Here is a 22,209-nt window from a genome sequence, read left to right on the forward strand (position 1 = left end):
CGTCCTTGTACAGGTGCGCCTCGCGCCGAAAAGTGTCTGAATGCTGTCAGAAGCGACCTAGCTCCATGTCCGCCGGCGGCACCAACCGCCGGGACCAAGCCACCGCCCCGGCACGTGTTGACGAAGCAGCAGCGCAAGGGCCTGCTACGGACTCGGTGGGACCGGGTCATCAGCCCTCAGCCGCTCCCCACAATGAATAGCAGTCAAGGGCGATATCAAGCATACTGTCCCATAAAAAGGTGATTAGCGGTTGTTGTTACATGAGGGTTGCCAGATCTTTCACCCTCATGCTAATTGTTAGCTAGCAACTACTGTCCGATCAAAAGACGAGGATGTGTTGCTCGTGCCGAGAACTCGTCGACTCCGGAGCGACTTCAATCTGGGAGCCGGGCAGGCGGAGGCCGACCCTCTTCTCAGTGAAGCTTTCTACGAATCAGGCGATTACTGCGCCATTCGCTCGCGTCGGGATCCTCGTTGCTTTGTTGTTGCACGAACGGGTGCGGGAAAATCAGCAGCGCTCACCCGCTTGGAGGAGGAGTTTCCAGGCAAGGTAATCAGAATTGCCCCACAGGACTTGTCGCTCCCCTACATCACTGATATGCAGGCCGTGAAATACCTGGATCAGCTTGACGTTCGGCTCGATCTCTTCTTTGAAGCGCTCTGGAAACATGTTTTGCTCGTCGAGATCATTCGACACAGGTATAACGTTGATTCGCCTGTGGCCAAGCAGAACTTCCTCCGGTCGCTTATGGAGAAGATAAGCCGTGACCCCGGGAAGCGCGAAGCGCTGAAATACCTCGAAGAATTCGAGGGCAAATTCTGGTGCGAAACCGATCAGCGGGTCCGAGAAATCGTGGAGAAGTTTGAGAGAAGCGTCGAGCGAGATGCGGGCGCAAAACTTGCCATAGCCGGGCAGGGTGGAAATGTCAGCGGCAAAGGCCGGGTCGGAACCTCAAGCGAATCTCGGACCGAGGAAGCTGAGCGCTATCAGCGGATTGTCAACGAGACGCAGCTTGCTCGACTAAACAAGATGATATCCGTCCTGAATGAGGATATTATCGATAGTCCTCAGAATGCTGTCTATGTGATCATAGATGACCTGGATACCCAGTGGGTCGACGAGCGGCTTTCCAACGATCTAGTGCGATGCCTATTCAGTGCAGTTCTAAGCCTGAAGCGGGTTCAGAACCTAAAGGTTCTAGTGGCACTCCGAACCAACATTTTCGAAACAATCGACTTCGGACAGCGTGGGGCCCAAGGGGAGAAGTTCCGTTCCCTCGTGCTGAACATGAAGTGGACACGTGCAGACTTGCGAGAACTTCTGGACGAGAGAGCGCGAGCGGCAGGGCGTGAGGCTGGTCTTGAAATCGACTCAATGGCGGACGTTATCCCGCATGGCAACTCGCGCCGCGGTGACCCCATGGATCACATTCTCGATCGCACACTCCTGAGGCCACGAGATGCCATTTCCTACCTAAACGAGTGTTTCAGCTCGGCCATCGGCGGTGGGAATCGACTGACGTGGGAGGACATTAGCGGTTCAGAACGGGCCTACTCAACAGATCGGCTGTTGGCGCTCCGCGATGAGTGGGGCCCGTCGTATCCCGGAGTCATCGACGCCTTCGAGGTCTTTCGTGGATGTTCTTACCCTATGACCCGAACCGATTTCCAGAGCCGTCTCGACGAAGTAATGCTGCTGCCCGCAAAGAGAAACTTCGCGGGCGTCGAGTGGGTTGAATCGCTCTCTCGAAACATGTGGAACTCGGGCGATGGAAAACTGGACTGGATGAAGGTCTACAAACCCCTCACTGCCCTCTTCTTCAAGTTCGGCTTCATGGGGTGCCGCGAGGGCAGAAGCCCAGAGGTCGTCTACTCACATGATGATCCCGATCATGTAGACCATCACGTGAGGCTCGGCCCCGACTGCGAATTCTTTATCCATCCAGCTTTTCATTGCGCCCTGGATGTGCAACTCGCCGAGTCAGAGTGGCGGCGCCTATCAAGCCACCGTCACTAAAGTGAAAGTGAAAGTCACCCACGACCCAACACTTCAGCCCGCCATTCTGTGGTACACCAGCTTAGGGCAACAAGGCTGGGCCGGTCTGACAAACGGGACGAGCATGCTCTGCCGCCTAGGCAAACGTCGTCGCAAATGGGCGTCGTTGGTCGCTTACGGTCGGCCCCTGAGGCCGTGCGACGGCCCAGATCCGCGCCGCCACTCCCCCACGGACTACGACTGACCGCGGCTAGTCAACAGCTGGGTGGTTCGCAGCTACGTATACGCCCTTACCCTAGTGACCTTCGATCAGCCCTTCGGCCTGAAGGATCAGGAGAGCGGATCGGACCGGCTCGGCGGAGACGCCGTAATGCGCAGACATCTCGCGCAGGGATGGCAGCTTCGACCCCGGGCCGTACTCGCCCGAGCTGATCTTGTCACGGATGTCCTGAGCAATGCGCTGACGGTCTGGGATTCGGGGCATGGCAACTCCTGGTAGGCCCCAAGATCCTCCCACGCCGCCACCTCGGCAGCCAACACTTCGCGTGCTTAGCATGTTCGGCTCTTGTTCTTTGCATGCTTTGCATTGTAGGTTGGACCTCGGAAGCCCGGCACTGGAACGCCTGGTAGGCAGCCGGCCCTCCCGGTTGGGCATCCACCGTCGCTGGCACGGCCAACTTCGCTCGTCGGCTGTGCCAGCACCCCAACGCTGAACGCAAGGCGTCCCTGCTGCGTGCCCCGACCAGGCCGCAGGGCAGGGCGGCCTCCGCCGACCGCAACCGGCGGAGGCCGCCCCACCACACTTCGACGCGACCCGACGAAGGGCGGTCCCCCGTGCGCAACCTGATCCGTCGGCTGGCAGGCCGACGCGAAGAGGAACAACCAACCGCACAAACCAACAGAAGACAGCCCCTCCGCCCCTGGCAGATCCGCGAGCGCTGCTTCAACGTCCGCCGGCGCGGCCTGGACCCCGTCGAGATCCGCACCTTCCTGCACCAGGTGGCCGACGAACTCACCGTCGCGCAGACCGCCCTAAGAGCAGTGCAGGAAGAGAATGTCCGCATCAAGAACGCCCTGCGCACCTGGCAGAGCGCCCAATCGGCGAACCGCCTCTACCGATGACCGACCGCTGGGTGATCCACCTGCCCGTCACCGCCCCCGATCTGCACCGCGCCCGGATCTTCGCCCGCACCGCCGCCCGCCTGCTGGCCCAGCTCAGCGCCCGTGTCGAGCCCGGCGGCGTGACCGTGTCGGCCGAGGACCAGCAGTGCGTACGTCATTGGGTCTTCTGCGACCGCCCACTGCCCGGCGGCGGCCGCTGCGCCCTGCCAATCGACCACACCTCGCCCTGCGCACGCCGCGCACCCTGGCTCACCCGCCGCTGAGCACGACCGATGCCGGGGCCAGTGGTGGCGGAATGGCGGCTGTCCCAGCGGGTACGCGGACTCGAGGCAGGGCGGGTAGACGCCATGCCGCGGAAGCGCCATCTCCGATCTGACGCACGAGAGAAGAGAGGCACGCGATGAAGGACAGAATTCTCACGCCGATCAAAAGGGCGACAAAGAGCATCCAGGTGCGCCGTAAACGGGGAGATTCCCTGATCACCAGGGCGAAGGCCACCCGGCCCGGCCGGCTCTTCCAGTAAGCCCGACACACCGGATCGCCCGGACGATCGACCCGTCCGGTGAAGACAAGCACTGCCAGCGCGCTCGGCCTCCACGATGGCCGAGCGCGTCGGGTTTACCGCAGGCTACGAACGCCGGCGCAGGTAGCGTGCCCGCCGGCCAAAGTCCTGGAATCCGAGCCGCCGGTACAGCTCAGCGGCCGGGTTGTCGTCGTTGACGCAGAGCCACGCCTCCCGCGCCCCGTCGGCCGCCAGACCCCGCAGCGCACGAGCCACCAGATAGGCCCCGACCCGCCGCCCCCGCCAGCCCGGAACGACGCCCACCTGGTCGATCCAGTTGTCGATGACGTTGACGAAGCCGACGGTGGCACCGTCGGGACCGCGGGCGATGAGCGACAGGTCCGGCCGGTACTCGTCGTCCTCCCCCAGCTCACCCAGCCACTCCTCTGCCGCGGGCGCGGCGAAACCGGGCCGGTCGGCGAACGACGCCCGGTAGGTCTCGAACAGCTCGGCATCGAGTGTCACCGGCTCTGTGGTCACGCCGTCGGGACGTGCGACATCGGGGAGCGCCGTGAGGTCGTGCCGCTGCACCCACTCCATGAACGTCCGCTCGAAGCCGCGCGCCGTGAACAGCGCGTCCGCACCCGGGCTCCACGACTCGGTGGTCACCAGCAGGTCGGCGTCACCCGCCTGCTCGCCGGCCCAGCTCAGCAGCCGCCCGCCGAGACCCCGCCCCCGCCAGTCCGGATGCACCAGGCCGGTGCTGGTGGCCGGCTGCCCGCCCAGGCCGACCCCCACGGCCGCGACCAGGCCGCCGTCGTGCCAGGCGCCGAGGGTACGCGTCTGGAGCAGCCGCGCCCGCAACAGCGGGGTACGGGCGAACAGCGGCAACCCGCCGTCAACGGCTAGGTACGCCTCGGCCAGCCGGGTCAGCTCTCCGAGGTGCTCCTCGCCGAACTCTTTCCAGATGAGCCCGTCCACTCCCCACCCCCGGTAACAATCGCCGCCTACACAAGCCGGCAGCCCGCTGGGCAGTAGGCCCCGCGCCCGGGACCGGTGTCAACCGGATTCGCTGTCGTACTCACCTGGCAGCATCAGCACATGGCGACCTCGAAGCAGCCGGTGACCGTGCCGACCGACGCCAGCGTCGACGATTTCCTGGCGGCCGTGCCGGACGACCGCCGACGGGCCGACGCCGAGCGCCTCTGCGCGCTGCTGCGCGAGGTCACCGGCGAGCCCCCGGTCATGTGGGGCCCGAGCATCGTGGGCTTCGGCACCTACCGCTACACCTACGAGAGCGGGCGCACGGGTGACTGGCCGCTGGTCGGCTTCTCGCCGCGCAAGCAGCAACTCGTCGTCTACCTGGTCGGCGGGTTCGAGGAACGCTACCCCTCGGTGATGGCCCGGCTCGGCCCGCACAAGACCGGCAAGGGCTGCCTCTACCTGAAGCGGCTCGACGACGTCGACGAAAGCGCCCTGCGCGAACTGGTCGACCGCACGGTCCGGGTGCACAAGGGCGTCGACCGGGCCAGCCGAGGCTGACCAAGCAGGGTCAGGTCGCGACCTGCAACACCGCGTCGGCGAACTCCTGCGGCGCCTCCTGCGGCAGGTTGTGCCCGACGCCGCCACTCACGGTCCGGTGTTCGTACGGGCCGGAGAAGCGCCCGGCATACACGGACGGTTCGAGGTGGGGTGCGCCGTTGGCGTCACCTTCGAGGGTGATGGTGGGCACCGCGATGCTCGGGTTCGCGGCCAACTTCTCCTCGACCTCGTCGTACTGCGGCTCCCCGGCGGCCAGGCCGAGGCGCCACCGGTAGTTGTGGATCACGACGTCGACGTGGTCGGGGTTGTGCAGCGAGGCCGCGCTCCGGGCGAACGTCGCGTCGTCGAAGGCCCACTTCGGGGCCGTCCGCCAGATCAGCTTGGCGAAGCCGTCGAGGTTCTTCTCGTAGCCGTCCCGGCCGCGGTCGGTCGCGAAGTAGAACTGGTACCACCAGGAGAGTTCGGCCTCCGGCGGGAGCGGCTTGCGCCCCGATTCCTGGCCGGCGATCAGGTAGCCGCTCACCGAGACGAGGCCCTGGCAGCGCTCCGGCCACAGCGCGGCAATGATGTCGGCCGTGCGCGCGCCCCAGTCGAACCCGGCGAGGGTCGCCTTCTGCACCCCGAGGGCGTCCATGAGGGCCACGGTGTCGAGGGCCAGGGCCGCCGGCTGACCGTTTCGCATCGTGTCGGCGGACCGGAACCGTGTCGTGCCGAACCCCCGCAGGTGCGGCACGAGCACCCGGTGGCCGGCCGCCGTCAACCGGGGTACGACCTCGGCGAAGCTGTGGATGTCGTACGGCCAACCGTGCAGCAGGAGCACGACCGGACCGTCCGGGGACCCGGCGTCGACGTATCCGACGGTCAGCACCCCGGCGTCGACCTGCCGCAGGTCGGTGAACAACGTTGACGATCCGCTGGCGTTCATACCGGCCGCTCCTCGTGCTCGCCCCGTAGACGTCTGCACGGTAGAGCCCGCCGACAGCCACGGGCGGCGTTCCCGGAGAAGGCAGCCGGTGGCGGCCACGGGATGGCTAGGATCCGCGGTCGCCCGGGTGACCGGGCGCCGGAGCGCGGACGCTCAAAGCACCCGGGTGACCTGCTCCCCCGCGACGCGGGCTTCCCGGTCGGCCGGGTCGAGGTTGGCGCAGAGCACCACCGACGCCCCGGCCGCGAGGGGGGCCAGCAGCCACTTCAGCGGCTGCTCGTGCTCGGCCACGTCGACCAGCAGCCGGTCACCGGCACGCAGGTCGAGCTGCTCGGCGTACTCCCGGGCCACCGCGCCCCACTCGCCGTAGCTGGTGCCGTCCGGGCTGGCCGGGTCCGAGGGGCGGAGGGCGGCGAGGTCGGGGGCGATCTCGGGGTGGCGCAGCACCTCGGCGGACCAGTCGAGCCAGCCGGGCGGCACCTCGTCCAGCGGACCGGGGCCGGTGCCGACGAGGTAGCGGTGCGTCCCCTCGGGCACGTCCTCCAGCCAGTCGTCGAGCCGTTCCGGGTGACGAACACCGCGTCGTACGGCAGGTCGGCGCCGGGTTCGAGGACCGGCAGCCCGGCCAGGGCCCGGGGCCGGAAGGAGACCGCCAGCCCGACGGACCAGGCTCCGATGAGCACGGCCGCGGTACGCCAGTGCGGCGGCAGCAGCACGGCCACCCGGTCGCCGGGGCGCAGCCCGCAGCCGTCCCGGAGCAGCCCGGCGCTGCGGGCCGCCCACGCGCCCAACTGCTGGGCGGTCAGGTCGGTGCGCTCGCCGGTGGCGTCGTCGAGGTAGCTGAGCAGCGGCTCGTGGGTCGCTACGGCGACGGGTGCGTGGTCGGCCATCGGGTGCACTCCTCCCTGGCGGTCAGCTCACCCTAGCCGGGCGAACCGGTCGACCAGGAGGGCCAGCCGCCGCTCGTGTTCCTCCCGCCGGAGCCGGCCGTTGCGCATCAGCGAGACCAGGCCGTGCAGCCCGCTCCAGAAGGTCTCGGTGAACGTCTCCAGGTTGTCGTCACCGGCGAAGGGGCGCAGGGTCTCGGCCAGCTCGGCGAAGGCGCGGGCCAGCTCGACCGGCACGTCCTGGCTGGCGAAGGGCAGTTCGGTGGGGAGGTTGAAGATCGCGTCGTAGAGCGCGGGCCGCCGTTCGGCGAAATCGGCGTACGCCGTGGCGATGCCCGCCACCGCCTGCCGCTCGTCGGTCGCGGCGGCCCGGGCGGCGGCGAGTTCGGCGGCCAGATCGCCGCAGCCCTCCACGGCGACCGCCGCCATGATGGCGCCCTTGCCCTTGAAGTGGCTGTAGAGGACGGGCTGGCTGTACTCGATCTCGGCGGCGAGCCGGCGGGTGGTCACCGCGTCCCAGCCTTCCGACTCGGCCAGCTCCCGGGCGGCGGCGACGATCGCCCGCTCCCGTTCCGCCCGCTCCCGCTCGCGCCGCTCCCGAATCGCCATGACCGGAACTCTAGCACCGCTAGCCAAGCTGCTGCCGCTCTGCTAGCTTCGCTCTCAGACCTAGCAGCGCTAGCAAACGGAGCCGACCATGCTCAGCACCATCGCCTACGGGCTCGCCATCGTCCTCAGCCTCTTCTGCGTCTTCATCGGCGCCCGTTTTCTTCTGGCGCCTCAGGCCTCGGCCGCCGGCTACGGCGTTCCGGTCAAGCCGGACGAGGACCCCGCCTACCTCACGATCAAGGGCCTGCGCGACCTCGGCTACGGCCTGCTCGGTCTCGCGCTCATCGCCTTCACCAGCGCCGAGGCGGTCGCCTGGTACATGCTGATCGTCGCGATCAACCCGCTGGGAGACACCCTCATCGTGCTGCGCCACGGCAGGAAGGCCGTCGCCTTCGGCGTCCACTTCGCGACCGCCGTGGTCGTCCTGCTCAACGCCGTGCTGCTGTTCGCCCTCTGACCCACACCGCCACGACAGGAGAAGCGCGATGTCCCTGATCACGCCCGACTTCGACAGGTCCGTCATCGTCCGTGACGCGGACGCCGAGGTGGTGGGCCGCGCCCCCACCACCATCCGGCTGCTCGCCGACAGCAGCGCCACCGGCGGCGCGCTCTCCACCCAGCGGGTCACCCTCACCGACGGCGCGGACGGCGCCCGGCCGCACCATCACGGCAACTCCGCCGAGCTGTTCTACCTGCTCGACGGGACGGCGCAACTGCTCTCGGGCGAGCAGGTCGTCACCGCCGAGCGCGGCGACCTGGTGATCGTGCCGCCCGGCGTGGCGCACGCGTTCGCCGCCGCGCCCGGCGAGAACGCCGACATCCTCATCGTCATCACCCCCGGCGTCGAACGGTTCGAGTACTTCCGCCACCTGGAGCGGATCGCCTACGGGAAGGTGCCGCCGGAGAGCCTGCTGGAGGTGCAGGAGCTTTACGACACGTACTTCCGGAGCAGCGCCGCCTGGGACGCCGCCCGCCGCTGACCGCCGACCGGGGCCCGCGACCGTCGACTTTGGTCGCGGGTCCCGTCGTCCGACGGCCGTATCGGCGGGCCGGGCCGGCTGGGCACGGTGGATCCATGACGACAGATGCGCACCGCCTCGCACCGGCCATCGCGCTGCTGCTGCTCGCACCCTGGGCCGCCGAGTGCGCCTGGGGCGGTTTCACCCTCGCCGGCATGCCGTTCGTGGTGCTCGTGCTCGCCCCGATGTACGGCGGCGCCGCCCTGCTGATCCGGGAGACGGCCCGGCGGCTCGGCCTCGGCTGGCCGTCGATCGTGGCGTTGGCGGCCGCATTCGGCGTGGTCCAGGCCGGGCTGGTCGACCAGTCGCTGTTCAACCACGGGTTCCTCGACGACACCCAGTTCGCCGACACGCAGAGCGCGGCCGAGGCGACGCTGGTGCCCGGCCTCGGGTTCAGCGCCCGGCAGGCGGTCGACTACGTGGGCAACCACGTGGCGCTGAGCATCTGCGCGCCGATCGCGCTCGTCGAGTCGTACCTGGGTGCCGACCGGAGGCTGCGGCCGTGGCTGGGCACGCGAGGGTTGGTCGTGGTCGCGCTGCTCTGGCTGGGCGGCAGCCTGCTGGTCTTCGCCGACGACGGCGGCCGGAAGGGCTTCCTGGCCGCCCCGGTGCAGCTGGCGTTCGCCGCCGCGGTGGCACTGGCGCTGGTCGTCGCCGCCCTGCGGCACCGGCCGGGACCCGCCACCCACGCCACCCCGCCCGTGCCACACCCGTCGCGACCCGATGCACCGAACCCGCCGCGACCCACCGGCCGGAACATCGCGAACCTGCCGCCCTCCGGCAGCCGGAACACCCCGTCCGCGCCGCGTCCGGCCTGGGTCGGGCTCGTGGTGGCCGTCGCGTACGGCGGGTCCGGGCTCGTGCCGGGTTGGCCGGGGATCGGGCTCGCGCTGGCTCTCGCGGCCACGGCCGCCGGCCTGCTCGTGCGCTGGTCCCGGCGCGCCGGCTGGGGGCAGCGGCACGTGCTGGCCGCCGGCTCGACCAGCCTGCTCGTCGCGGCCGCGTACGCGTACGTCGTGCCCACCTATGCCCCGGCGACGCCGGCGGCTGCCCTGGTGGGTGACGTGGCGATCAGCCTGATCGCCCTGGTCCTGGTCGGCGGTGCGTGGTGGCGCCTGCGTGGGGTCAGCGGCCGGGCAGTTCCGGGCCCCCGTCGAGCAGCGGGGCCAGCAGGTCGCCCTGCTTCTCCACTCGCTTGAGCACCTCGGGGGCGGTGTACGGCTTCGTCGACGGGCGCTTGCCGGCCGCGCCCGCCTCGACCTCGTCCCAGGTCAGCGGAGTGGAGACCGAGGGCACGTCCTGGGCCCGCAGCGAGTATGGCGCCACCGTCGTCTTGGCCGCGTTGTTCTGGCTCCAGTCGATGAAGACCTTCCCGGGGCGCAGGTTCTTCGCCATCTTCGAGACGATCAGCTTCGGGTGCGCCTTCTCCAACTCCTGCGCGATCCGCTTGGCATAGTCGGACACGAGATCGGCGTCCTGGGTGCCGGCGATCGGGCAGCAGAGCTGCATGCCCTTCTTCCCCGACGTCTTCGGGTAGCTGTCGATGCCGTCCTCAGCGAGCCGGTCCCGCATGAGCAGCGCCACCTGGCAGCACTGCTTCAGGGCCGCCGGGGCGCCCGGGTCCAGGTCGACCACCATCATGTCCGGGTGCTCGCCGACCTTCCACTGCGGCGTGTGCAGCTCCAGCGCGGCGAGGTTGGCCAGCCAGACCAGGGTGGGCAGGTCGTCGGCGACCACGTAGTCGATGGTCTCCCGCCCCTTGCTCGACCCGGGGGCGGGCAGGTTCTCGGTGCGTACCCAGCCGGGGGTCGCGGCGGGGGCGTTCTTCTCGAAGAACGAGCCGCCGTCGACGCCGTTGGGGAAGCGGATCCGGGTCAGCGCCCGGTCCTGGAGGTGCGGCAGCAGCACCGGGGCGATCCGGGTGTAGTAGTCGATCACCTCGCCCTTGGTGAAGCCGGCCTTCGGGTAGAGGACCTTGTCCAGGTTGGACACCTCCAGCGACCGGCCCTCCACGTCCACCTTGAGACGATCAGCTGACATCGTCGACCTCCTCGACCGGCTTGTCGGGGCGCAGGCGCAGGATCCGAGGGAAGCGCAGCCGGCCGTCCGGCGTGCGCTGGCCGTACTTGACCTCCACCACGACCTGGGGAGTTACCCAGTTCGCGCCACGGGCATCCTCGCGCGGCACGTCCCCGGCGAACGGCGACCCGGCGGTGCGCAGCGGCTCCAGCTCGCGCAGCAGTTCGCGTTCGAGCGCCGCGCCGATGCCGCCGCCGACCCGGCCCCGGAAGGTGAGCCGCCCGTCCGGCCGGGGCACCCCGACCAGCAGGCCGCCGATCTTGCGCGCGCCGGGCCGCCAGCCGCCGACCACGAAGTCGCCGGTCACCTCCAGCTTGACCTTCACCCAGTCCGGCGAGCGCACCCCGGGCCGGTAGATGGCGTCGACCCGCTTGGCCATCACCCCCTCCAGGCCGTGCTCGCCGGCCGCCGCGTAGGTGGCGGGACCGTCACCGAAGAGCGGCGGCACCGCCCACCGGGCGGCACCGAGCCCGAGGGACTCCAGCACCTCCCGCCGCTCCCGGTAGGGCCGGCCGGTCAGGTCCGCGCCGCGCAGCCGCAGCACGTCGAAGATCATGTACGTCACGGGCACGGTCGCCGCGAGCCGGGCGGCCTTGGCCGGGTTGCGGACGTGCATCCGCTCGGCGAGCGCGGTGAACGAGGGCTGGCCGTCGGTGAAGAGGACCACCTCGCCGTCCAGCAGGGCGTCGTCGACCTGCTCGGCCAGAGGGATCAGCTCGGGGTACGCGGTGGTGATCTCCACGCCGGAACGGGCGTACAGGTGCTGGCGGCCGCCGCTGATGTCGGCGAGCGCGCGGACCCCGTCCCACTTGAACTCGTACGCCCAGCCGTCACCGGCCGGGAGCTGCCCGGTCATCGCGAGCATCGGCTTCAACGGCGCGCCGGGCACCTTATGACTGTAGTTGCGCACGGAAGAGCGTGCGCCCCGTTCGATCATTTGCGATTCTGGTCAGAACCGGGGAGAGGAGCGCGGGATGCGGGCGATCTGGAAAGGAGCGGTGTCGTTCGGCCTGGTGTCGATCGGGGTGAAGGTCTACTCGGCCACCGAGGAGAAGGACATCCGCTTCCATCAGGTGCACCGCGAGGACGGCGGCCGCATCCGTTACAAGCGCACCTGCTCGGTCTGCGGCGAGGAGGTGACCTACGACGACATCGCCAAGGGGTACGACATCGGCGGCGGCGAGATGGTCATCCTCACCGACGAGGACTTCGCCGAGCTGCCGTTGACCACCTCGCACGCGATCGACGTGCTGGAGTTCGTGCCGGCCGAGCAGGTCGACCCGATCCTCTACAACAAGGCGTACTTCCTGGAGCCGGAGGGCTCGGCCACCAAGCCGTACGTGCTGCTGCGCGACGCGCTCGCCGACTCGGAGCGGGTGGCGATCGTCAAGGTGGCGCTGCGCCAGCGGGAGCAGCTCGCCACCCTGCGGGTCCGCGAGGGCGTGCTGCTGCTCAACACCATGCTCTGGCCCGACGAGGTACGCCAGCCCGACTTCGGCTTCCTCGACGAGGACCTCAAGGTGCGGCCCCCGGAGCTGGCGATGGCCAGCTCGCTGATCGACTCGATGGCCGGCGAGTTCGAGCCGGACGCCTTCACCGACGACTACCGGGCGGCGTTGCAGGAGGTCATCGACGCCAAGGTCGAGGGCCGCGAGGTGGTCCAGCCGGAGGAGGAAGAGGCCGCGCCGGCCGCCGCCGTGGACCTGATGGCCGCCCTCAAGGCGTCCGTCGACCGCGCTCGGGCGGCCCGGGGCGAGGCGCCGGAAGGCGGGGCGGCCGAGCCGACCCCGATCTCGGCGGCGCGCTCGGCCCAGAAGGCGGCCAAGGCGCCCGCCAAGAAGGCGGCCGAGAAGAAGGCCCCGGCGAAGAAGGCGCCCGCCAAGAAGGCGGCGGAGAAGAAGGCCGAGCCGGCCAAGAAGACCGCTGCCAAGAAGACGGCGGCGAAGAAGGCCCCGGCCAAGAAGGCGGCCGAAAAGAAGGCCGCCCCGCGCAAGACCGCCTGACGTCGAGGGGCCGCGCCTCGGCCCCTCGACGGCGGCGGCTCAGCCCCGGCCGAGCTTCTCCGTGGGGGTGATGCGGACGATCACCCGCTCCTCCCCGGGCCGGCGGAACGGGTAGGTCTCCTGCCCCAGGTACTTCTGCGCCATCCGGTCGATGTGCTCGTCCGCCCCCTCGGTGACCAGCTCCGCGGTGCCCTTGACCCACAGAGTGCGGAAGTCGTCCGCCTTGTCCACCACGGAGACCGCGACCATCGGGTTGCGTTCGATGTTGACGTACTTCTGCCGGCCCTTGGCCGTGTTGAAGACGATGTGCTCGCCATCGGTGTCCACCCACACCGGGGTGACGTGCGGGGTGCCGTCGACCTCGATGGTCGCCACGTGGGCGAGCTGCGGCTCGGCGAGCAGGGCCAGGTCTTCTTCGGTGAGGATCGCCATGGTCGAGAACCTACCCCCGCGAGCCCGGTCGTCACCGCTGTTCCCGTCGGGCCACGGAGGGCCGGCCTGTCGGGATCGGACCGGGCGAGGGAGCACTGCGGGCGTCCGGGCGGGTACCGTGTGCGCTGGCCTCGGCGGCGGCCCGCCGGGGGCGCACCCACCCCACCCAGCAGGGAGTCGACGTGAGCGAGCGCGTGCAGAACCGGTCGGCGGGCCAGAGCCCGGGCACCAAGGCGGAGCGGCGGCTGGCCGCCCAGCTGGCGGCGAAGAAGGCCGCCGAGGCGAAGCGCCGCCGGCAGTCGATTCTGGGCGCCTTCGTCGGTGTGCTCGCCGTGGCCGGCCTGGTCGCCGGCATCGTCTGGAAGAACAGCGGCGACGACGACAAGCCGGCGAACACCGCCGCGTCGGCCAGCGCCGCCCCCTCGGCCGAACCCACCGCGCCGCCGGCGCAGCAGTTCCCGGCCGACATCGACCCGGCGCTGAAGACCAAGCCGGCCGTCGAGGCGGGCAAGGGTGAGCTGACGAAGCTGACCGTGACCACGCTGGTCAAGGGCAAGGGCGCGGCGGTCAAGGCCGGCCAGCAGATCACCACGAACTACGTGGGCGTGTTCTACAAGGACGGCAAGGAGTTCGACGCGTCCTGGAACAACGGCCAGCCGGCCACCTTCCCGATCGGCGTCGGCCAGGTCATCCCGGGCTGGGACCAGGGCCTCGTGGGCGTGCCGGTGGGCAGCCGGGTGCAGCTGGACATTCCGGCCGAGCTGGCGTACGGCAACGACGCGTCGGGCGGGCGTCCGGCCGGGCCGCTGCGCTTCGTCGTCGACGTGCTCGCCGCGCAGTAGCTCACAGCAGGCTTCCGCACGGTCACCCAGCGGCAGTAGGTTCATGGTCACCGTGGGCGGTACACCCGCCCGCGGCGACCTGCCCACCGACGCGGAGGTGCACGTGGCGGCGCTGGACGACACCGGGCTGGCCCGGCTGATGTGGACGCACTTCGAGCCGGTCCACGCGGTGACCTACTTCCACCCCCGGGCCCGGGCCGCGTACGAGGCGGTCGGGCTGCGCGGCTACTGGCGGGGCTACTTCGCCGGCCGGGCCGCCCCGCTCGGGCCGGTCGGCGCGCCCAGCGTGGTGGCCGCCTTCTTCAGCTTCGCGCCGGCCATGGTGGCCCGGGCGCTGCCCTCGGTGTGGCGGCTGGCCACCCCTGAGGAGGCGCTGCGCGCCCGGCTCACCGGCGCCGTGCAGGCGCTCGCCGAGTTCACCTACGAGCTGCCCGAGTCGCACCTCGTCGAGGCGGCCGACCTGCTGGAGGAGGCGGCCGGGCGGGTGGAGCCGGCCGGGCGGGTGCTCGGCGCGGTCAACGCCGCCCTGCCCCGCGGCGAGTACCCGCTGGCCCGGATGTGGCAGGCCGCCACCACGCTGCGCGAGCACCGGGGCGACGGGCACGTGGGCGCGCTGGTCACCACCGGCCTCGCGCCGGTGGAGGTGGTGGCCTGGCGGTGCCGGGTCGACCAGTCCCGCGAGTTCCACCAGGCGGCCCGCGGCTGGACCGACGAGGAGTGGGCCACGGCCGAGGAGCGGCTGGTCGAGCAGGGCTGGCTGACCGCCGACCGGGCGCCGACCGAGCACGGCACCGCGACCTTCCGGGCCGTCGAGGAGGCCACCGACCGGGCCGCGCTCGGCCCGTGGCGGGCGCTGGGCGCTGAGCGGACGGCCCGGCTGCGCGAGCTGCTCGAACCGATCGCCAACCGGTGCCGCACGATCATCCCGCCGAAGGCCCCGATCGGCCTGCCGGCGCAGCGCGGCAGCGCCACGGACGCGGCGGCCCCGACCCGCTGAGCGGCGCGTAGCCTTCCGGGCATGTGGATCGTGGAACTTGCGTTCACCGAGGCGCCGGAGCGGCTCGCCGCCCGCCCCGCCCACCGCGCGCTCCTCACCGAGCTGCACGGGAAGGGCGTGCTCCGGATGGCCGGTCCGCTGGCCGACGACTCCGGCGCCGTGCTCGTCTTCGACGTGCCGGACCGGTCGGAGCTGGACCGCCTGCTCGCGGCCGACCCGTACTTCACCACGCCCGGCGTGGAGGTCACCCGGATCCGGGAGTGGGCGCCGTTCCTGACCTGACCGCGGCGGCACCTTCCGGCAGGATGGGTACGTGGTAGACGCGGTGCTCTTCGACCTGGACGGCGTGATCGTGGACTCCGAGCCCGTCTGGGAGGAGGTCCGGCGGGCGTACGTGGCGGAGCACGGGGGCACGTGGCAGCCGGACACCCAGCGCCGGCTCATGGGGATGAGCACCGGCGAGTGGGCCGCCTACCTGAGCGGCGAGCTGGGCGTCGACCGGAGCGCCGAGCAGGTCGCCACCGAGGTGGTGGCCGAGATGACCCGGCGGTACGCGCAGCGCGTACCCCTGATCGACGACGCGGTCGCGGTGGTGCGCCGCACGGCCGCGCGGTGGCCGTTGGGGCTGGCCAGTTCCTCCCCCACCCGGCTGATCGCGGCGGCGCTGGACGCGACGGGGCTGGTCGAGGCGTTCGGCGCGACCCTGTCGACGGAGGAGACCGCCCGGGGCAAGCCGGCGCCGGACGTCTGGCTGGCGGTGGCCGCGCGCCTCGGCGTCGACCCGGCCCGGTGCGTGGCGGTGGAGGACTCCTCGAACGGGGTCCGCTCGGCGGCCGCCGCCGGTTGCCGCGTGGTGGCCGTGCCGCACGGCTCCTACCCCCTGGACCCGGACGCGGAGAAGCTGGCGGCGGTGGTGCTGCCCTCGATCGACGCGCTCACCCCCGAGGTGGTGGAACGCGCGGCTTGCACCTGACGCGACGTCAGGTCATAGCGTCGCCCACGTCGCCGCAGGGCGCGGTGACGCGAGAGGGAGTGGGACGTGGCGTCCACCTGGCGGATCGGTGAGCTGTGCCGGCGTACCGGGCTGACGGTCCGGACCCTGCACCACTGGGACCACGTGGGGCTGCTGCGGCCGTCCGCCCGGACCTCGTCGGGGCATCGGCTCTACGACGAGCGGGACGTGGGCCGGCTGTACCGGATCGTCGCGCTGCGCGAGCTGGGCCTGCCGCTGGAGACCATCGGCACGCTGCTGGACGGCGGCGGGGGCGGCGGGCCGGAGCTGGCCGAGCTGCTCGACGAGCACCTGGCCCACGTGGAACGGCAGCTCGCCGCGCTGGGCGGGCTGCGGGACCGGCTGGCCGCGCTGGTGCCGGCCGTCCGCGCCGCCGGGGGCGCCCCGTCCGTCGACCTGCTCGCGCTGATCGAGGAGGTGACCAGGGTGGACGACACCGTGCGGAACTACTTCAGCGAGGAGCAGCTGGCCGCGTTGGCGCAGCGCCGGGAGCGGCTCGGTGAGGACGCGATCCGCGGCGTGGAGGCGGAGTGGCCGGAGCTGATCGCCCGGGTGCGGGCCGAGATGGACGCCGGGACCGACCCGGCGGACCCGCGGGTGCGGGCCCTGGCGGCGCGCTGGATGGAGCTGCTGGAGGCGTTCCACGGCGGGGACCCGGGGCTGCGCGACTCGCTCTACCGGATGCAGGCGGAGAACAGCGCGGAGATCGCCCAGCAGTACGGCGGCCCCACGCCCGAGCTGATCGACTACGTGAAGCGCGCGGCGGCCGCCGGCTGAGTGGAACGCCATGGGTGTCACCGCCGTCCGTTGACACCCATGGCGTTCCACCGAAGGGCCCGATGTCCGCCCGCCGCCCGGTTGTACGGTTTCCAGGGCGCGCCCGATCGGAATGATCGCGGGGCGGCCGGGTAGCGCAGCCGGCAGGACGGCGGAGGGGACGGCCATGAGGGCGATCGTGTACGAGACCAACGGGGACGCCTCGGTGCTCCAGCTCGTGGACCGGCCGGTGCCGGAGCCGGGCCGGGGCGAGGTGCTGGTGCGGATGGCGGTGGCCGGGGTGAACCCGACCGACTGGAAGGCCCGCCGCGCCTGGCCGCTGCCGCAGGGCTGGCAGATCCCCGGGCAGGACGGCGCCGGGGTGATCGAGGCGGTCGGCGAGGGTGTCGACCAGATCCTCATCGGCGAGCGGGTGTGGCTCTGGGAGGCGGCCTGGCAGCGGCCGTGGGGCACGGCCAGCGAGTACACGGTGGTCCCGGTCCGGCACGCGGTGAGCCTCGGCTCGGCGTCGTTCGACCTGGGCGCGGCGCTGGGCATCCCGTTCATGACGGCGCACCGCTGCCTGACCGCCGGCGAGTTCATGCCGGACAAGCTGCACGCCGGCGCGTTGAGCGACCACGTGGTGCTGGTGCAGGGCGGGGCGGGCGCGGTCGGCAACGCGGCCATCCAGTTGGCCCGCTGGGCCGACGCGTGCGTGATCGCCACGGTGAGCAGCCCGGAGAAGGCGCAGCTCGCGGCGGCGGCCGGGGCCAGCTTCGTGGTCAACTACCGCGAGCAGGACGTGGTCGAGGAGGTCCGCAAGATCGCGCCCGACGGGGTGCACACGATCGTCGAGGTCTCCGCCGCCCGCAATGCCGCCGCCGACGTGCAGTTGCTGCGTACCGGGGGTGCGGTCTGCGTCTACGCGGACGACGGCGGCGAGCAGGTGACCCTGCCGATCCGGGCGCTCATGATGCCGAACGCCCGCTGGCAGTTCGTGCTGATCTACACGGCGCCGAAGGCGGCCAAGGCGCAGGCGGTGACGGATATCGCGGCGGCGGTGGCCCAGGGCGCGGTGCGGGTGGGCGTGGAGGCCGGGCTGCCGCTGCACCACCACTCGCTGAAGGCGGCCCGGGCGGCGCACGAGGCGGTGGAGAACTCGGTGGTCGGCAAGGTGCTCATCACGACCAGCGAGACCTGAGAACGCGAAACCTATTTCGCCATCATCGGGACAGAGACGAACAAGTTTCGCGAGAATGACATTGCGGGTCGCCCCCGCATTGGACGGGCGGCCCCGGCGCGGTGCGAACGCCGGGGCCGCCCTCTGGGGAGGAATGTTCGAGAGGAACACGTCCTACCCGTGCTGGCGACGCTACGCCGGAAAGTGTTACGGCGCGGTCAGTTCTCGTACGTCCAGGCCACCGTCGGCGTACCGGGAACGCACCACCTTCTTGTCGAACTTGCCGACGCTGGTCTTCGGGACCGCGTCGATGAACGCCCAGCGCTCCGGCAGCTGCCAGCGCGCCACCGACTTCGCCAGGAAGTCCCGCAGCTCCTCGGCGGTGACCGAGGCGCCCTCTCGGACGACCACGGTCGCGAGGGGCCGCTCGTCCCAGCGCTCGTCGGGCACGCCCACCACGCACGCCTCCAGCACCGCGGGGTGTGCCATCAGGGCGTTCTCCAGCTCGACCGAGGAAATCCACTCCCCGCCCGACTTGATCACGTCCTTGGCCCGGTCGGTGAGGGTGATGTAGCCGTCCGGCGAGAGCGTGCCGACGTCCCCGGTGCGCAGCCACCCGTCACGGAACTTCTCCTCGTCCGGGATGTCGTCGCCGACGTACCGGGCGGTCACCCACGGCCCGCGGACCTCCAGCTCACCCACGGACGTCCCGTCGGCGGGCAGCGCCTCGCCCAGCGGGCCGACGATCCGCGCGGCGACACCGGCCGGCACCCGGCCCTGGGTGTAGCGGTAGCGCCAGGCCGTCTCGCCGGTCGCGCCGGCCGGCGGCCGGGAGACCGAGCCCAGCGGGGACATCTCGGTCATGCCCCAGGCGTGGATGACCTCGATCCCGTGCCGCTCCTGGAAGGCGTGCATGAGCGCCGGCGGGCAGGCCGAGCCACCGACGATCACCTCCTTGAGCGAGGAGGTGTCCACGTCGTGGCTGTCCAGGTAGGCCAGCAGGTCGGTCCAGATGGTCGGCACCGCGCCGGCCAGGGTGGGGCGCTCGGCGGCGATCATCGCGGCGATCGGCTCGGCCTGGAGGAACCGGTCCGGCATGATCAGCGACGCGCCGGAGAGGAACGCGGCGTAGGGCAGACCCCAGGACATCGCGTGGAACATCGGGACGATGGCCAGCTCCCGGTCCTGCGGGCCGAGGCCGAAGCCCTCCGGCATGCAGACCTGGAGCGAGTGCAGGTAGATCGAACGGTGCGAGTAGGCGACACCCTTGGGGTTTCCGGTGGTCCCGGAGGTGTAGCAGAGCGCGGCGGCGTCGCGCTCGTCCACCTCGGGCCAGTCGTAGACCTCCGGCCGGCCGGCCAGCAGGGCGTCCCAGTGGTGTACGGCGATCCGGTCGCCGGCCGCGGCCAGCAGCGGAGCCGGGTCGCCGCCGCCGACCACCACGACGTGCCGCACCGTGGTCAGCTCGCCGATCACCCGGGCCAGCAGCGGGATCAGGGTGGTGTCGACCAGCACCACCCGGTCCTCGGCGTGGTTGGCGATGTAGGCGACCTGGTCCGGGAAGAGCCGGAGGTTGAGGGTGTGCAGCACCGCGCCCATGCTCGGCACGGCGAAGTAGGCCACCAGATGCTCGTTGTTGTTCCACATGAAGGTGGCGACCCGCTCGTCGCCGGTGACCCCGCACTCGTCGCGCAGCGCGTGGGCCAGTTGGGCGGCGGCTCGCCCGACCTCGGCGTACGTCATCCGGCGGGGCTCGGCGCCGGTCCATGTGACGACCTCGGCCGTGCCGTGCACGGTGGAGCCGTGTTCGAGGATCCGGGCGACCTGGAGGGGGGCGTCCATCATCGTGCTACGCATGGGTAACAACGTAGTGTCGCCGGTCACACGAGCGGAACCCCCGGAACGGCGGACCCGACCGGGGAAGGTGCGTAGATTGTCCGGGTGAGCATCTCGTGGGCCGACTCGTACGTGGGGCAGCTCAGGGCCCTGGCCGGTGACCGCACCCTCATGTTCGTCGGCGCACGCGCCGTGGTCCGGGACAACGCCGCCCGGGTGCTGCTCATCCAGCGTTCGGACAACGGCCAGTGGGCGCTGCCGGCCGGCGCCATGGAGCTGGGCGAGTCGATCGCCGACTGCGCCGTCCGGGAGGTCCGCGAGGAGACCGGTCTGCGCGCCCTGCGGGTCAGCGCCTTCGCCCTCTACACGGGCCCCGACTTCACCAACACCAACATGTACGGCCACACCTACCAGGTCTTCACCACGGCGTTCCGGGTCGAGGAGTGGGACGGCGAGCTGGCCCGGTTCACCGACGAGACCATCGACGCCGGCTTCTTCCCCCGGGAGGAGCTGCCCGCCCCGCTCTCCGCCAGCGTGGTCGAGACCCTCGCCGACCTGGACGTCTTCGAGCAGACCAACCGCCTCATCCTCAAGTGACGGCGCCGGCCTCCACGGGCCGCCCGTCGGGGGTCGCCGCGGTGTGGCCGCCCGGCCGGGCGCCGGACCGTTCCGCGCCGATCCCGGCCACCACCACGAAGGCGATCCCGGCCACGGCGGCGGGCCCGGGCACCTGACCCAGCGCCACCAAGCCGACGACCAGGGCGATGGCCGGCTCCAGGCTCATGAGCGTGCCGAACGCGGCGGTGGTGAGCCGGCGCAGCGCCAGCAGTTCCAGCACGAACGGCACGACGGGCAGCAGCACGGCCAGCCCGAGGCCGGCCAGGAGCACCGGCCAGGTCAGGTCGCCGAAGACCGACGGACCGACGACCAGGGTCGCGACCAGGGCGGCCACCGGCATGGAGACCGCCAGGCCGCGGACCCCGGAGACCTCGTCGCCCACCCGCTGGGTGAGCAGGATGTACGCGGCCCAGCAGGCCCCCGCCCCGAGCGCGTACGCCACCCCGACCAGGTCCGCCCCGCCGTGCCAGGGCTCGGTGAGCAGCAGCACCCCGACGGCCGCGAGCGCCGGCCAGAGCTTGGCGCCGCCCCGGCCGCGGGCCACGGCCACGCCCAGCGGCCCGAGGAACTCCAGCGCGCTGGCCGTACCGAGGGGCAGCCGGGCCACCGCCGCCATGAACAGGATGGTGACGCCGGCCGTCACGACGCCCAGCGCCACGCAGGCCCGCAGGGCGGAGCGGGTGAAGGCCGACGGGCGGGGCCGGACCACGACCGCCAGCAGCACCCCGGCCCAGGCCAGGCGCAGCCAGGCGGCACCCTCCGGGCCGACCCGGTCGAACAGCCCCACCGAGGCGGCCAACCCGAGCTGGACGCAGGTCATCGCGGCGACGGCCATGGCGGTGCCGGTCCGGGCGGGAGTCGCGGTGGTCATGCGGACAGTAGAGCCGGTCCGGACCGCTCGCGTCCACGTGCCATTCCTGGACGGACCATTCGACAATCGTGAACAATCGTCCGCGTGGACCTGCGTCGCCTCCGCCTGCTGCGCGAACTGGCCCGGCTCGGCTCGATGCGCCTGGTCGCCGACGAGCTGCACGTCACCACCTCGACGGTGTCGCAGCAGCTCGCGGTGCTGGCCCGGGAGGTGGGCGCCGAACTGGTCGAGCCGCACGGCCGCCGGGTCCGGCTCACCCCGGCCGGACGCCGGCTGGCCGAACACGCCGTGACGATCCTCGCCGCGGTCGACGCGGCCCGCCTCGACCTGGACCCGAGGGCCGAACCGGCCGGCACCGTACGCGTCGCGGGCTTCGCCACCGCCGTCCGGCGCTCGCTGCTGCCGCTCACCGCCCGGCTCGCGGCGGACCACCCCCGGGTGCGCCTGCGCATCGACGAGCACGAGCCCGCCGAGGCGTACGCGCTGCTCGCCACCGACGACGTCGACCTCGCGCTGACCTACGACTACAACCTGGCCCCGATCTCCGCCGACCCCGCGCTCGACACCACGCCGCTGTGGTCGGCGGCCTGGCAGCTCGGGGTGCCGGCCGGCGCGGCGCCCGTCCCGGCGGCGGACGCCCCGGCGGTCTTCGACCGGTTCCGCGACACGGACTGGATCGTCAACTCGCGCAACACCGCCGACGAGGTGGTGGTGCGGACCATCGCCTCGATGGCCGGCTTCGAGCCCCGGATCGTGCACCGGGCCGACAGCCTCGACCTGGTCCAGGACCTCATCGTCGCGGGACTCGGCGTCGGGCTGCTCCCCGGCGACCAGCCCACCGCGCCCGGGGTCCGCCTGCTGCCGCTCACCGGCCCGCAGGCCCTGCTGCGCGCGTACGCCGTGACCCGCCGCGGGCGGGCGGCCTGGCCGCCGCTGGCGCTCATCCTCGACCTGCTCGCCACCCGCCCGGAGGGGTAGCCG

26 protein-coding genes and 1 pseudogene are annotated in these 22,209 nt (G+C 71.3%); 17 read left to right on the forward strand and 10 right to left on the reverse strand.

What is annotated here, in order from left to right; genetic code table 11:
- Positions 1-334: 334 nt before the first annotated feature.
- A complete protein-coding gene (locus IEY96_RS02905; protein ID WP_189193226.1) occupies positions 335-2,017 on the forward strand; it encodes a P-loop ATPase, Sll1717 family in 1,683 nt (560 codons plus the stop codon).
- A gap of 274 nt (positions 2,018-2,291) precedes the next feature.
- On the opposite strand, the gene IEY96_RS02910 is transcribed toward IEY96_RS02905, so the two are convergent.
- Positions 2,292-2,480: a winged helix-turn-helix domain-containing protein gene (locus IEY96_RS02910; RefSeq protein WP_189193227.1), complete on the reverse strand. Its 189-nt coding sequence runs from the start codon at positions 2,478-2,480 to the stop codon at positions 2,292-2,294.
- 359 nt (positions 2,481-2,839) lie between these two features.
- On the opposite strand from IEY96_RS02910, the gene IEY96_RS02915 reads away from it, so the two are divergent.
- The gene (locus IEY96_RS02915) at positions 2,840-3,118 is read left to right on the forward strand and encodes a DivIVA domain-containing protein (protein ID WP_373293511.1); all 279 of its coding nucleotides are present in this window, start codon (positions 2,840-2,842) and stop codon (positions 3,116-3,118) included.
- Positions 3,115-3,381, forward strand: coding sequence for a hypothetical protein (locus IEY96_RS02920; RefSeq protein WP_189193229.1), 267 nt, complete (start codon positions 3,115-3,117; stop codon positions 3,379-3,381). The genes IEY96_RS02915 and IEY96_RS02920 overlap by 4 nt, the downstream gene beginning before the upstream one ends.
- 365 nt (positions 3,382-3,746) lie before the next feature.
- Here the strand turns inward: IEY96_RS02920 and IEY96_RS02925 are convergent, their stop codons facing one another.
- Positions 3,747-4,601 carry a GNAT family N-acetyltransferase gene (locus tag IEY96_RS02925; protein WP_229791352.1) on the reverse strand — a complete coding sequence of 285 codons (855 nt, stop codon included), beginning with the start codon at positions 4,599-4,601 and terminating at the stop codon, positions 3,747-3,749.
- A 120-nt stretch (positions 4,602-4,721) separates the two neighbouring features.
- Between IEY96_RS02925 and IEY96_RS02930 the strand changes: the two genes are divergently transcribed.
- Positions 4,722-5,162 (forward strand): DUF1801 domain-containing protein, encoded by a 441-nt coding sequence (locus tag IEY96_RS02930; protein ID WP_189193230.1) that lies wholly within the window; start codon positions 4,722-4,724, stop codon positions 5,160-5,162.
- Positions 5,163-5,172: 10 nt separating this feature from the next.
- Here the strand turns inward: IEY96_RS02930 and IEY96_RS02935 are convergent, their stop codons facing one another.
- Positions 5,173-6,087 carry an alpha/beta fold hydrolase gene (locus IEY96_RS02935; RefSeq protein ID WP_189193231.1) on the reverse strand — a complete coding sequence of 305 codons (915 nt, stop codon included), beginning with the start codon at positions 6,085-6,087 and terminating at the stop codon, positions 5,173-5,175.
- A 153-nt stretch (positions 6,088-6,240) separates the two neighbouring features.
- Positions 6,241-6,893, reverse strand: a pseudogene (locus tag IEY96_RS33305) (TIGR03089 family protein).
- Between IEY96_RS33305 and IEY96_RS33095 the strand changes: the two are divergent.
- Positions 6,786-7,013: a hypothetical protein gene (locus IEY96_RS33095; protein WP_268247134.1), complete on the forward strand. Its 228-nt coding sequence runs from the start codon at positions 6,786-6,788 to the stop codon at positions 7,011-7,013. The pseudogene IEY96_RS33305 and the gene IEY96_RS33095 sit on opposite strands and share 108 nt — an antisense overlap.
- Here IEY96_RS33095 and IEY96_RS02945 read toward each other — a convergent pair.
- A complete protein-coding gene (locus IEY96_RS02945) occupies positions 7,005-7,583 on the reverse strand; it encodes a TetR/AcrR family transcriptional regulator (RefSeq protein ID WP_189193232.1) in 579 nt (192 codons plus the stop codon). The two genes, IEY96_RS33095 and IEY96_RS02945, sit on opposite strands and share 9 nt — an antisense overlap.
- Before the next feature lie 88 nt (positions 7,584-7,671).
- Here IEY96_RS02945 and IEY96_RS02950 point away from each other — a divergent pair, with 88 nt between their 5' ends.
- From IEY96_RS02950 to IEY96_RS02960, 3 genes are all read left to right on the forward strand, one after another.
- A complete protein-coding gene (locus IEY96_RS02950; RefSeq protein WP_189193233.1) occupies positions 7,672-8,040 on the forward strand; it encodes a DUF4267 domain-containing protein in 369 nt (122 codons plus the stop codon).
- 28 nt (positions 8,041-8,068) lie between these two features.
- The gene (locus IEY96_RS02955) at positions 8,069-8,563 is read left to right on the forward strand and encodes a cupin domain-containing protein (RefSeq protein WP_189193234.1); all 495 of its coding nucleotides are present in this window, start codon (positions 8,069-8,071) and stop codon (positions 8,561-8,563) included.
- 95 nt (positions 8,564-8,658) lie between these two features.
- Positions 8,659-9,801 carry a hypothetical protein gene (locus IEY96_RS02960; RefSeq protein ID WP_189193235.1) on the forward strand — a complete coding sequence of 381 codons (1,143 nt, stop codon included), beginning with the start codon at positions 8,659-8,661 and terminating at the stop codon, positions 9,799-9,801.
- On the opposite strand, the gene ligD (IEY96_RS02965) is transcribed toward IEY96_RS02960, so the two are convergent.
- Complete coding sequence (ligD, locus tag IEY96_RS02965; protein ID WP_189193236.1) at positions 9,728-10,642, reverse strand: non-homologous end-joining DNA ligase; 915 nt, start codon at positions 10,640-10,642, stop codon at positions 9,728-9,730. The genes IEY96_RS02960 and ligD (IEY96_RS02965) overlap by 74 nt on opposite strands.
- Complete coding sequence (gene ligD / locus IEY96_RS02970) at positions 10,632-11,570, reverse strand: non-homologous end-joining DNA ligase (protein ID WP_189193237.1); 939 nt, start codon at positions 11,568-11,570, stop codon at positions 10,632-10,634. Before ligD (IEY96_RS02970) ends, ligD (IEY96_RS02965) begins: the two co-directional genes overlap by 11 nt.
- 85 nt (positions 11,571-11,655) lie before the next feature.
- Here ligD (IEY96_RS02970) and ku point away from each other — a divergent pair, with 85 nt between their 5' ends.
- Positions 11,656-12,684 carry a non-homologous end joining protein Ku gene (gene ku, locus IEY96_RS02975; RefSeq protein WP_189193238.1) on the forward strand — a complete coding sequence of 343 codons (1,029 nt, stop codon included), beginning with the start codon at positions 11,656-11,658 and terminating at the stop codon, positions 12,682-12,684.
- Between the two features lie 39 nt (positions 12,685-12,723).
- Here ku and IEY96_RS02980 read toward each other — a convergent pair whose 3' ends face one another.
- On the reverse strand, positions 12,724-13,116 hold the full coding sequence (locus tag IEY96_RS02980) for a PPOX class F420-dependent oxidoreductase (RefSeq protein ID WP_189193239.1): 393 nt from the start codon (positions 13,114-13,116) through the stop codon (positions 12,724-12,726).
- A gap of 182 nt (positions 13,117-13,298) precedes the next feature.
- On the opposite strand from IEY96_RS02980, the gene IEY96_RS02985 reads away from it, so the two are divergent.
- The 6 genes from IEY96_RS02985 to IEY96_RS03010 all read left to right on the forward strand — a co-directional run bounded on the left by IEY96_RS02985 (position 13,299) and on the right by IEY96_RS03010 (position 17,924).
- Positions 13,299-13,958: an FKBP-type peptidyl-prolyl cis-trans isomerase gene (locus tag IEY96_RS02985; protein WP_189193240.1), complete on the forward strand. Its 660-nt coding sequence runs from the start codon at positions 13,299-13,301 to the stop codon at positions 13,956-13,958.
- A 139-nt stretch (positions 13,959-14,097) separates the two neighbouring features.
- Positions 14,098-14,955 carry an SCO6745 family protein gene (locus IEY96_RS02990; RefSeq protein ID WP_189193593.1) on the forward strand — a complete coding sequence of 286 codons (858 nt, stop codon included), beginning with the start codon at positions 14,098-14,100 and terminating at the stop codon, positions 14,953-14,955.
- A gap of 21 nt (positions 14,956-14,976) precedes the next feature.
- Positions 14,977-15,237 (forward strand): YciI family protein, encoded by a 261-nt coding sequence (locus IEY96_RS02995; RefSeq protein ID WP_189193241.1) that lies wholly within the window; start codon positions 14,977-14,979, stop codon positions 15,235-15,237.
- Positions 15,238-15,268: 31 nt separating this feature from the next.
- Complete coding sequence (locus IEY96_RS03000; RefSeq protein ID WP_189193242.1) at positions 15,269-15,928, forward strand: HAD family hydrolase; 660 nt, start codon at positions 15,269-15,271, stop codon at positions 15,926-15,928.
- A gap of 66 nt (positions 15,929-15,994) precedes the next feature.
- Positions 15,995-16,744: a MerR family transcriptional regulator gene (locus IEY96_RS03005; RefSeq protein WP_189193243.1), complete on the forward strand. Its 750-nt coding sequence runs from the start codon at positions 15,995-15,997 to the stop codon at positions 16,742-16,744.
- A 166-nt stretch (positions 16,745-16,910) separates the two neighbouring features.
- Positions 16,911-17,924, forward strand: a complete 1,014-nt coding sequence (locus IEY96_RS03010; protein ID WP_189193244.1) for an NADPH:quinone reductase — start codon at positions 16,911-16,913, stop codon at positions 17,922-17,924.
- A 186-nt stretch (positions 17,925-18,110) separates the two neighbouring features.
- Here the strand turns inward: IEY96_RS03010 and IEY96_RS03015 are convergent, their stop codons facing one another.
- Positions 18,111-19,760 (reverse strand): fatty acid--CoA ligase, encoded by a 1,650-nt coding sequence (locus IEY96_RS03015; RefSeq protein ID WP_229791353.1) that lies wholly within the window; start codon positions 19,758-19,760, stop codon positions 18,111-18,113.
- Positions 19,761-19,844: 84 nt separating this feature from the next.
- Here IEY96_RS03015 and IEY96_RS03020 point away from each other — a divergent pair, with 84 nt between their 5' ends.
- Positions 19,845-20,336, forward strand: a complete 492-nt coding sequence (locus tag IEY96_RS03020; protein WP_189193245.1) for an NUDIX domain-containing protein — start codon at positions 19,845-19,847, stop codon at positions 20,334-20,336.
- Here IEY96_RS03020 and IEY96_RS03025 read toward each other — a convergent pair.
- The gene (locus tag IEY96_RS03025; protein ID WP_229791354.1) at positions 20,329-21,228 is read right to left on the reverse strand and encodes an EamA family transporter; all 900 of its coding nucleotides are present in this window, start codon (positions 21,226-21,228) and stop codon (positions 20,329-20,331) included. The two genes, IEY96_RS03020 and IEY96_RS03025, sit on opposite strands and share 8 nt — an antisense overlap.
- Positions 21,229-21,312: 84 nt before the next feature.
- Here IEY96_RS03025 and IEY96_RS03030 point away from each other — a divergent pair, with 84 nt between their 5' ends.
- Positions 21,313-22,206 (forward strand): LysR family transcriptional regulator, encoded by an 894-nt coding sequence (locus IEY96_RS03030; RefSeq protein ID WP_189193246.1) that lies wholly within the window; start codon positions 21,313-21,315, stop codon positions 22,204-22,206.
- Positions 22,207-22,209 lie beyond the last annotated feature (3 nt).

The organism is Micromonospora fulviviridis, assembly GCF_014648395.1.
Classification (GTDB): Bacteria; Actinomycetota; Actinomycetes; order Mycobacteriales; family Micromonosporaceae; genus Micromonospora; species Micromonospora fulviviridis.

What these genes read in the sequence shown, in the direction of transcription:
- IEY96_RS02910 (WP_189193227.1), bottom strand. Translation starts at nt 2,480, where the DNA reads ATGCCCCGAATCCCAGACCGTCAGCGCATTGCTCAGGACATCCGTGAC.
- IEY96_RS02920 (WP_189193229.1), top strand. Translation starts at nt 3,115, where the DNA reads ATGACCGACCGCTGGGTGATCCACCTGCCCGTCACCGCCCCCGATCTG.
- IEY96_RS02930 (WP_189193230.1), top strand. Translation starts at nt 4,722, where the DNA reads ATGGCGACCTCGAAGCAGCCGGTGACCGTGCCGACCGACGCCAGCGTC.
- IEY96_RS02935 (WP_189193231.1), bottom strand. Translation starts at nt 6,087, where the DNA reads ATGAACGCCAGCGGATCGTCAACGTTGTTCACCGACCTGCGGCAGGTC.
- IEY96_RS02945 (WP_189193232.1), bottom strand. Translation starts at nt 7,583, where the DNA reads ATGGCGATTCGGGAGCGGCGCGAGCGGGAGCGGGCGGAACGGGAGCGG.
- IEY96_RS02950 (WP_189193233.1), top strand. Translation starts at nt 7,672, where the DNA reads ATGCTCAGCACCATCGCCTACGGGCTCGCCATCGTCCTCAGCCTCTTC.
- IEY96_RS02955 (WP_189193234.1), top strand. Translation starts at nt 8,069, where the DNA reads ATGTCCCTGATCACGCCCGACTTCGACAGGTCCGTCATCGTCCGTGAC.
- IEY96_RS02960 (WP_189193235.1), top strand. Translation starts at nt 8,659, where the DNA reads ATGACGACAGATGCGCACCGCCTCGCACCGGCCATCGCGCTGCTGCTG.
- ligD (WP_189193236.1), bottom strand. Translation starts at nt 10,642, where the DNA reads ATGTCAGCTGATCGTCTCAAGGTGGACGTGGAGGGCCGGTCGCTGGAG.
- ku (WP_189193238.1), top strand. Translation starts at nt 11,656, where the DNA reads ATGCGGGCGATCTGGAAAGGAGCGGTGTCGTTCGGCCTGGTGTCGATC.
- IEY96_RS02980 (WP_189193239.1), bottom strand. Translation starts at nt 13,116, where the DNA reads ATGGCGATCCTCACCGAAGAAGACCTGGCCCTGCTCGCCGAGCCGCAG.
- IEY96_RS02990 (WP_189193593.1), top strand. Translation starts at nt 14,098, where the DNA reads ATGTGGACGCACTTCGAGCCGGTCCACGCGGTGACCTACTTCCACCCC.
- IEY96_RS02995 (WP_189193241.1), top strand. Translation starts at nt 14,977, where the DNA reads ATGTGGATCGTGGAACTTGCGTTCACCGAGGCGCCGGAGCGGCTCGCC.
- IEY96_RS03010 (WP_189193244.1), top strand. Translation starts at nt 16,911, where the DNA reads ATGAGGGCGATCGTGTACGAGACCAACGGGGACGCCTCGGTGCTCCAG.
- IEY96_RS03015 (WP_229791353.1), bottom strand. Translation starts at nt 19,760, where the DNA reads ATGCGTAGCACGATGATGGACGCCCCCCTCCAGGTCGCCCGGATCCTC.
- IEY96_RS03025 (WP_229791354.1), bottom strand. Translation starts at nt 21,228, where the DNA reads ATGACCACCGCGACTCCCGCCCGGACCGGCACCGCCATGGCCGTCGCC.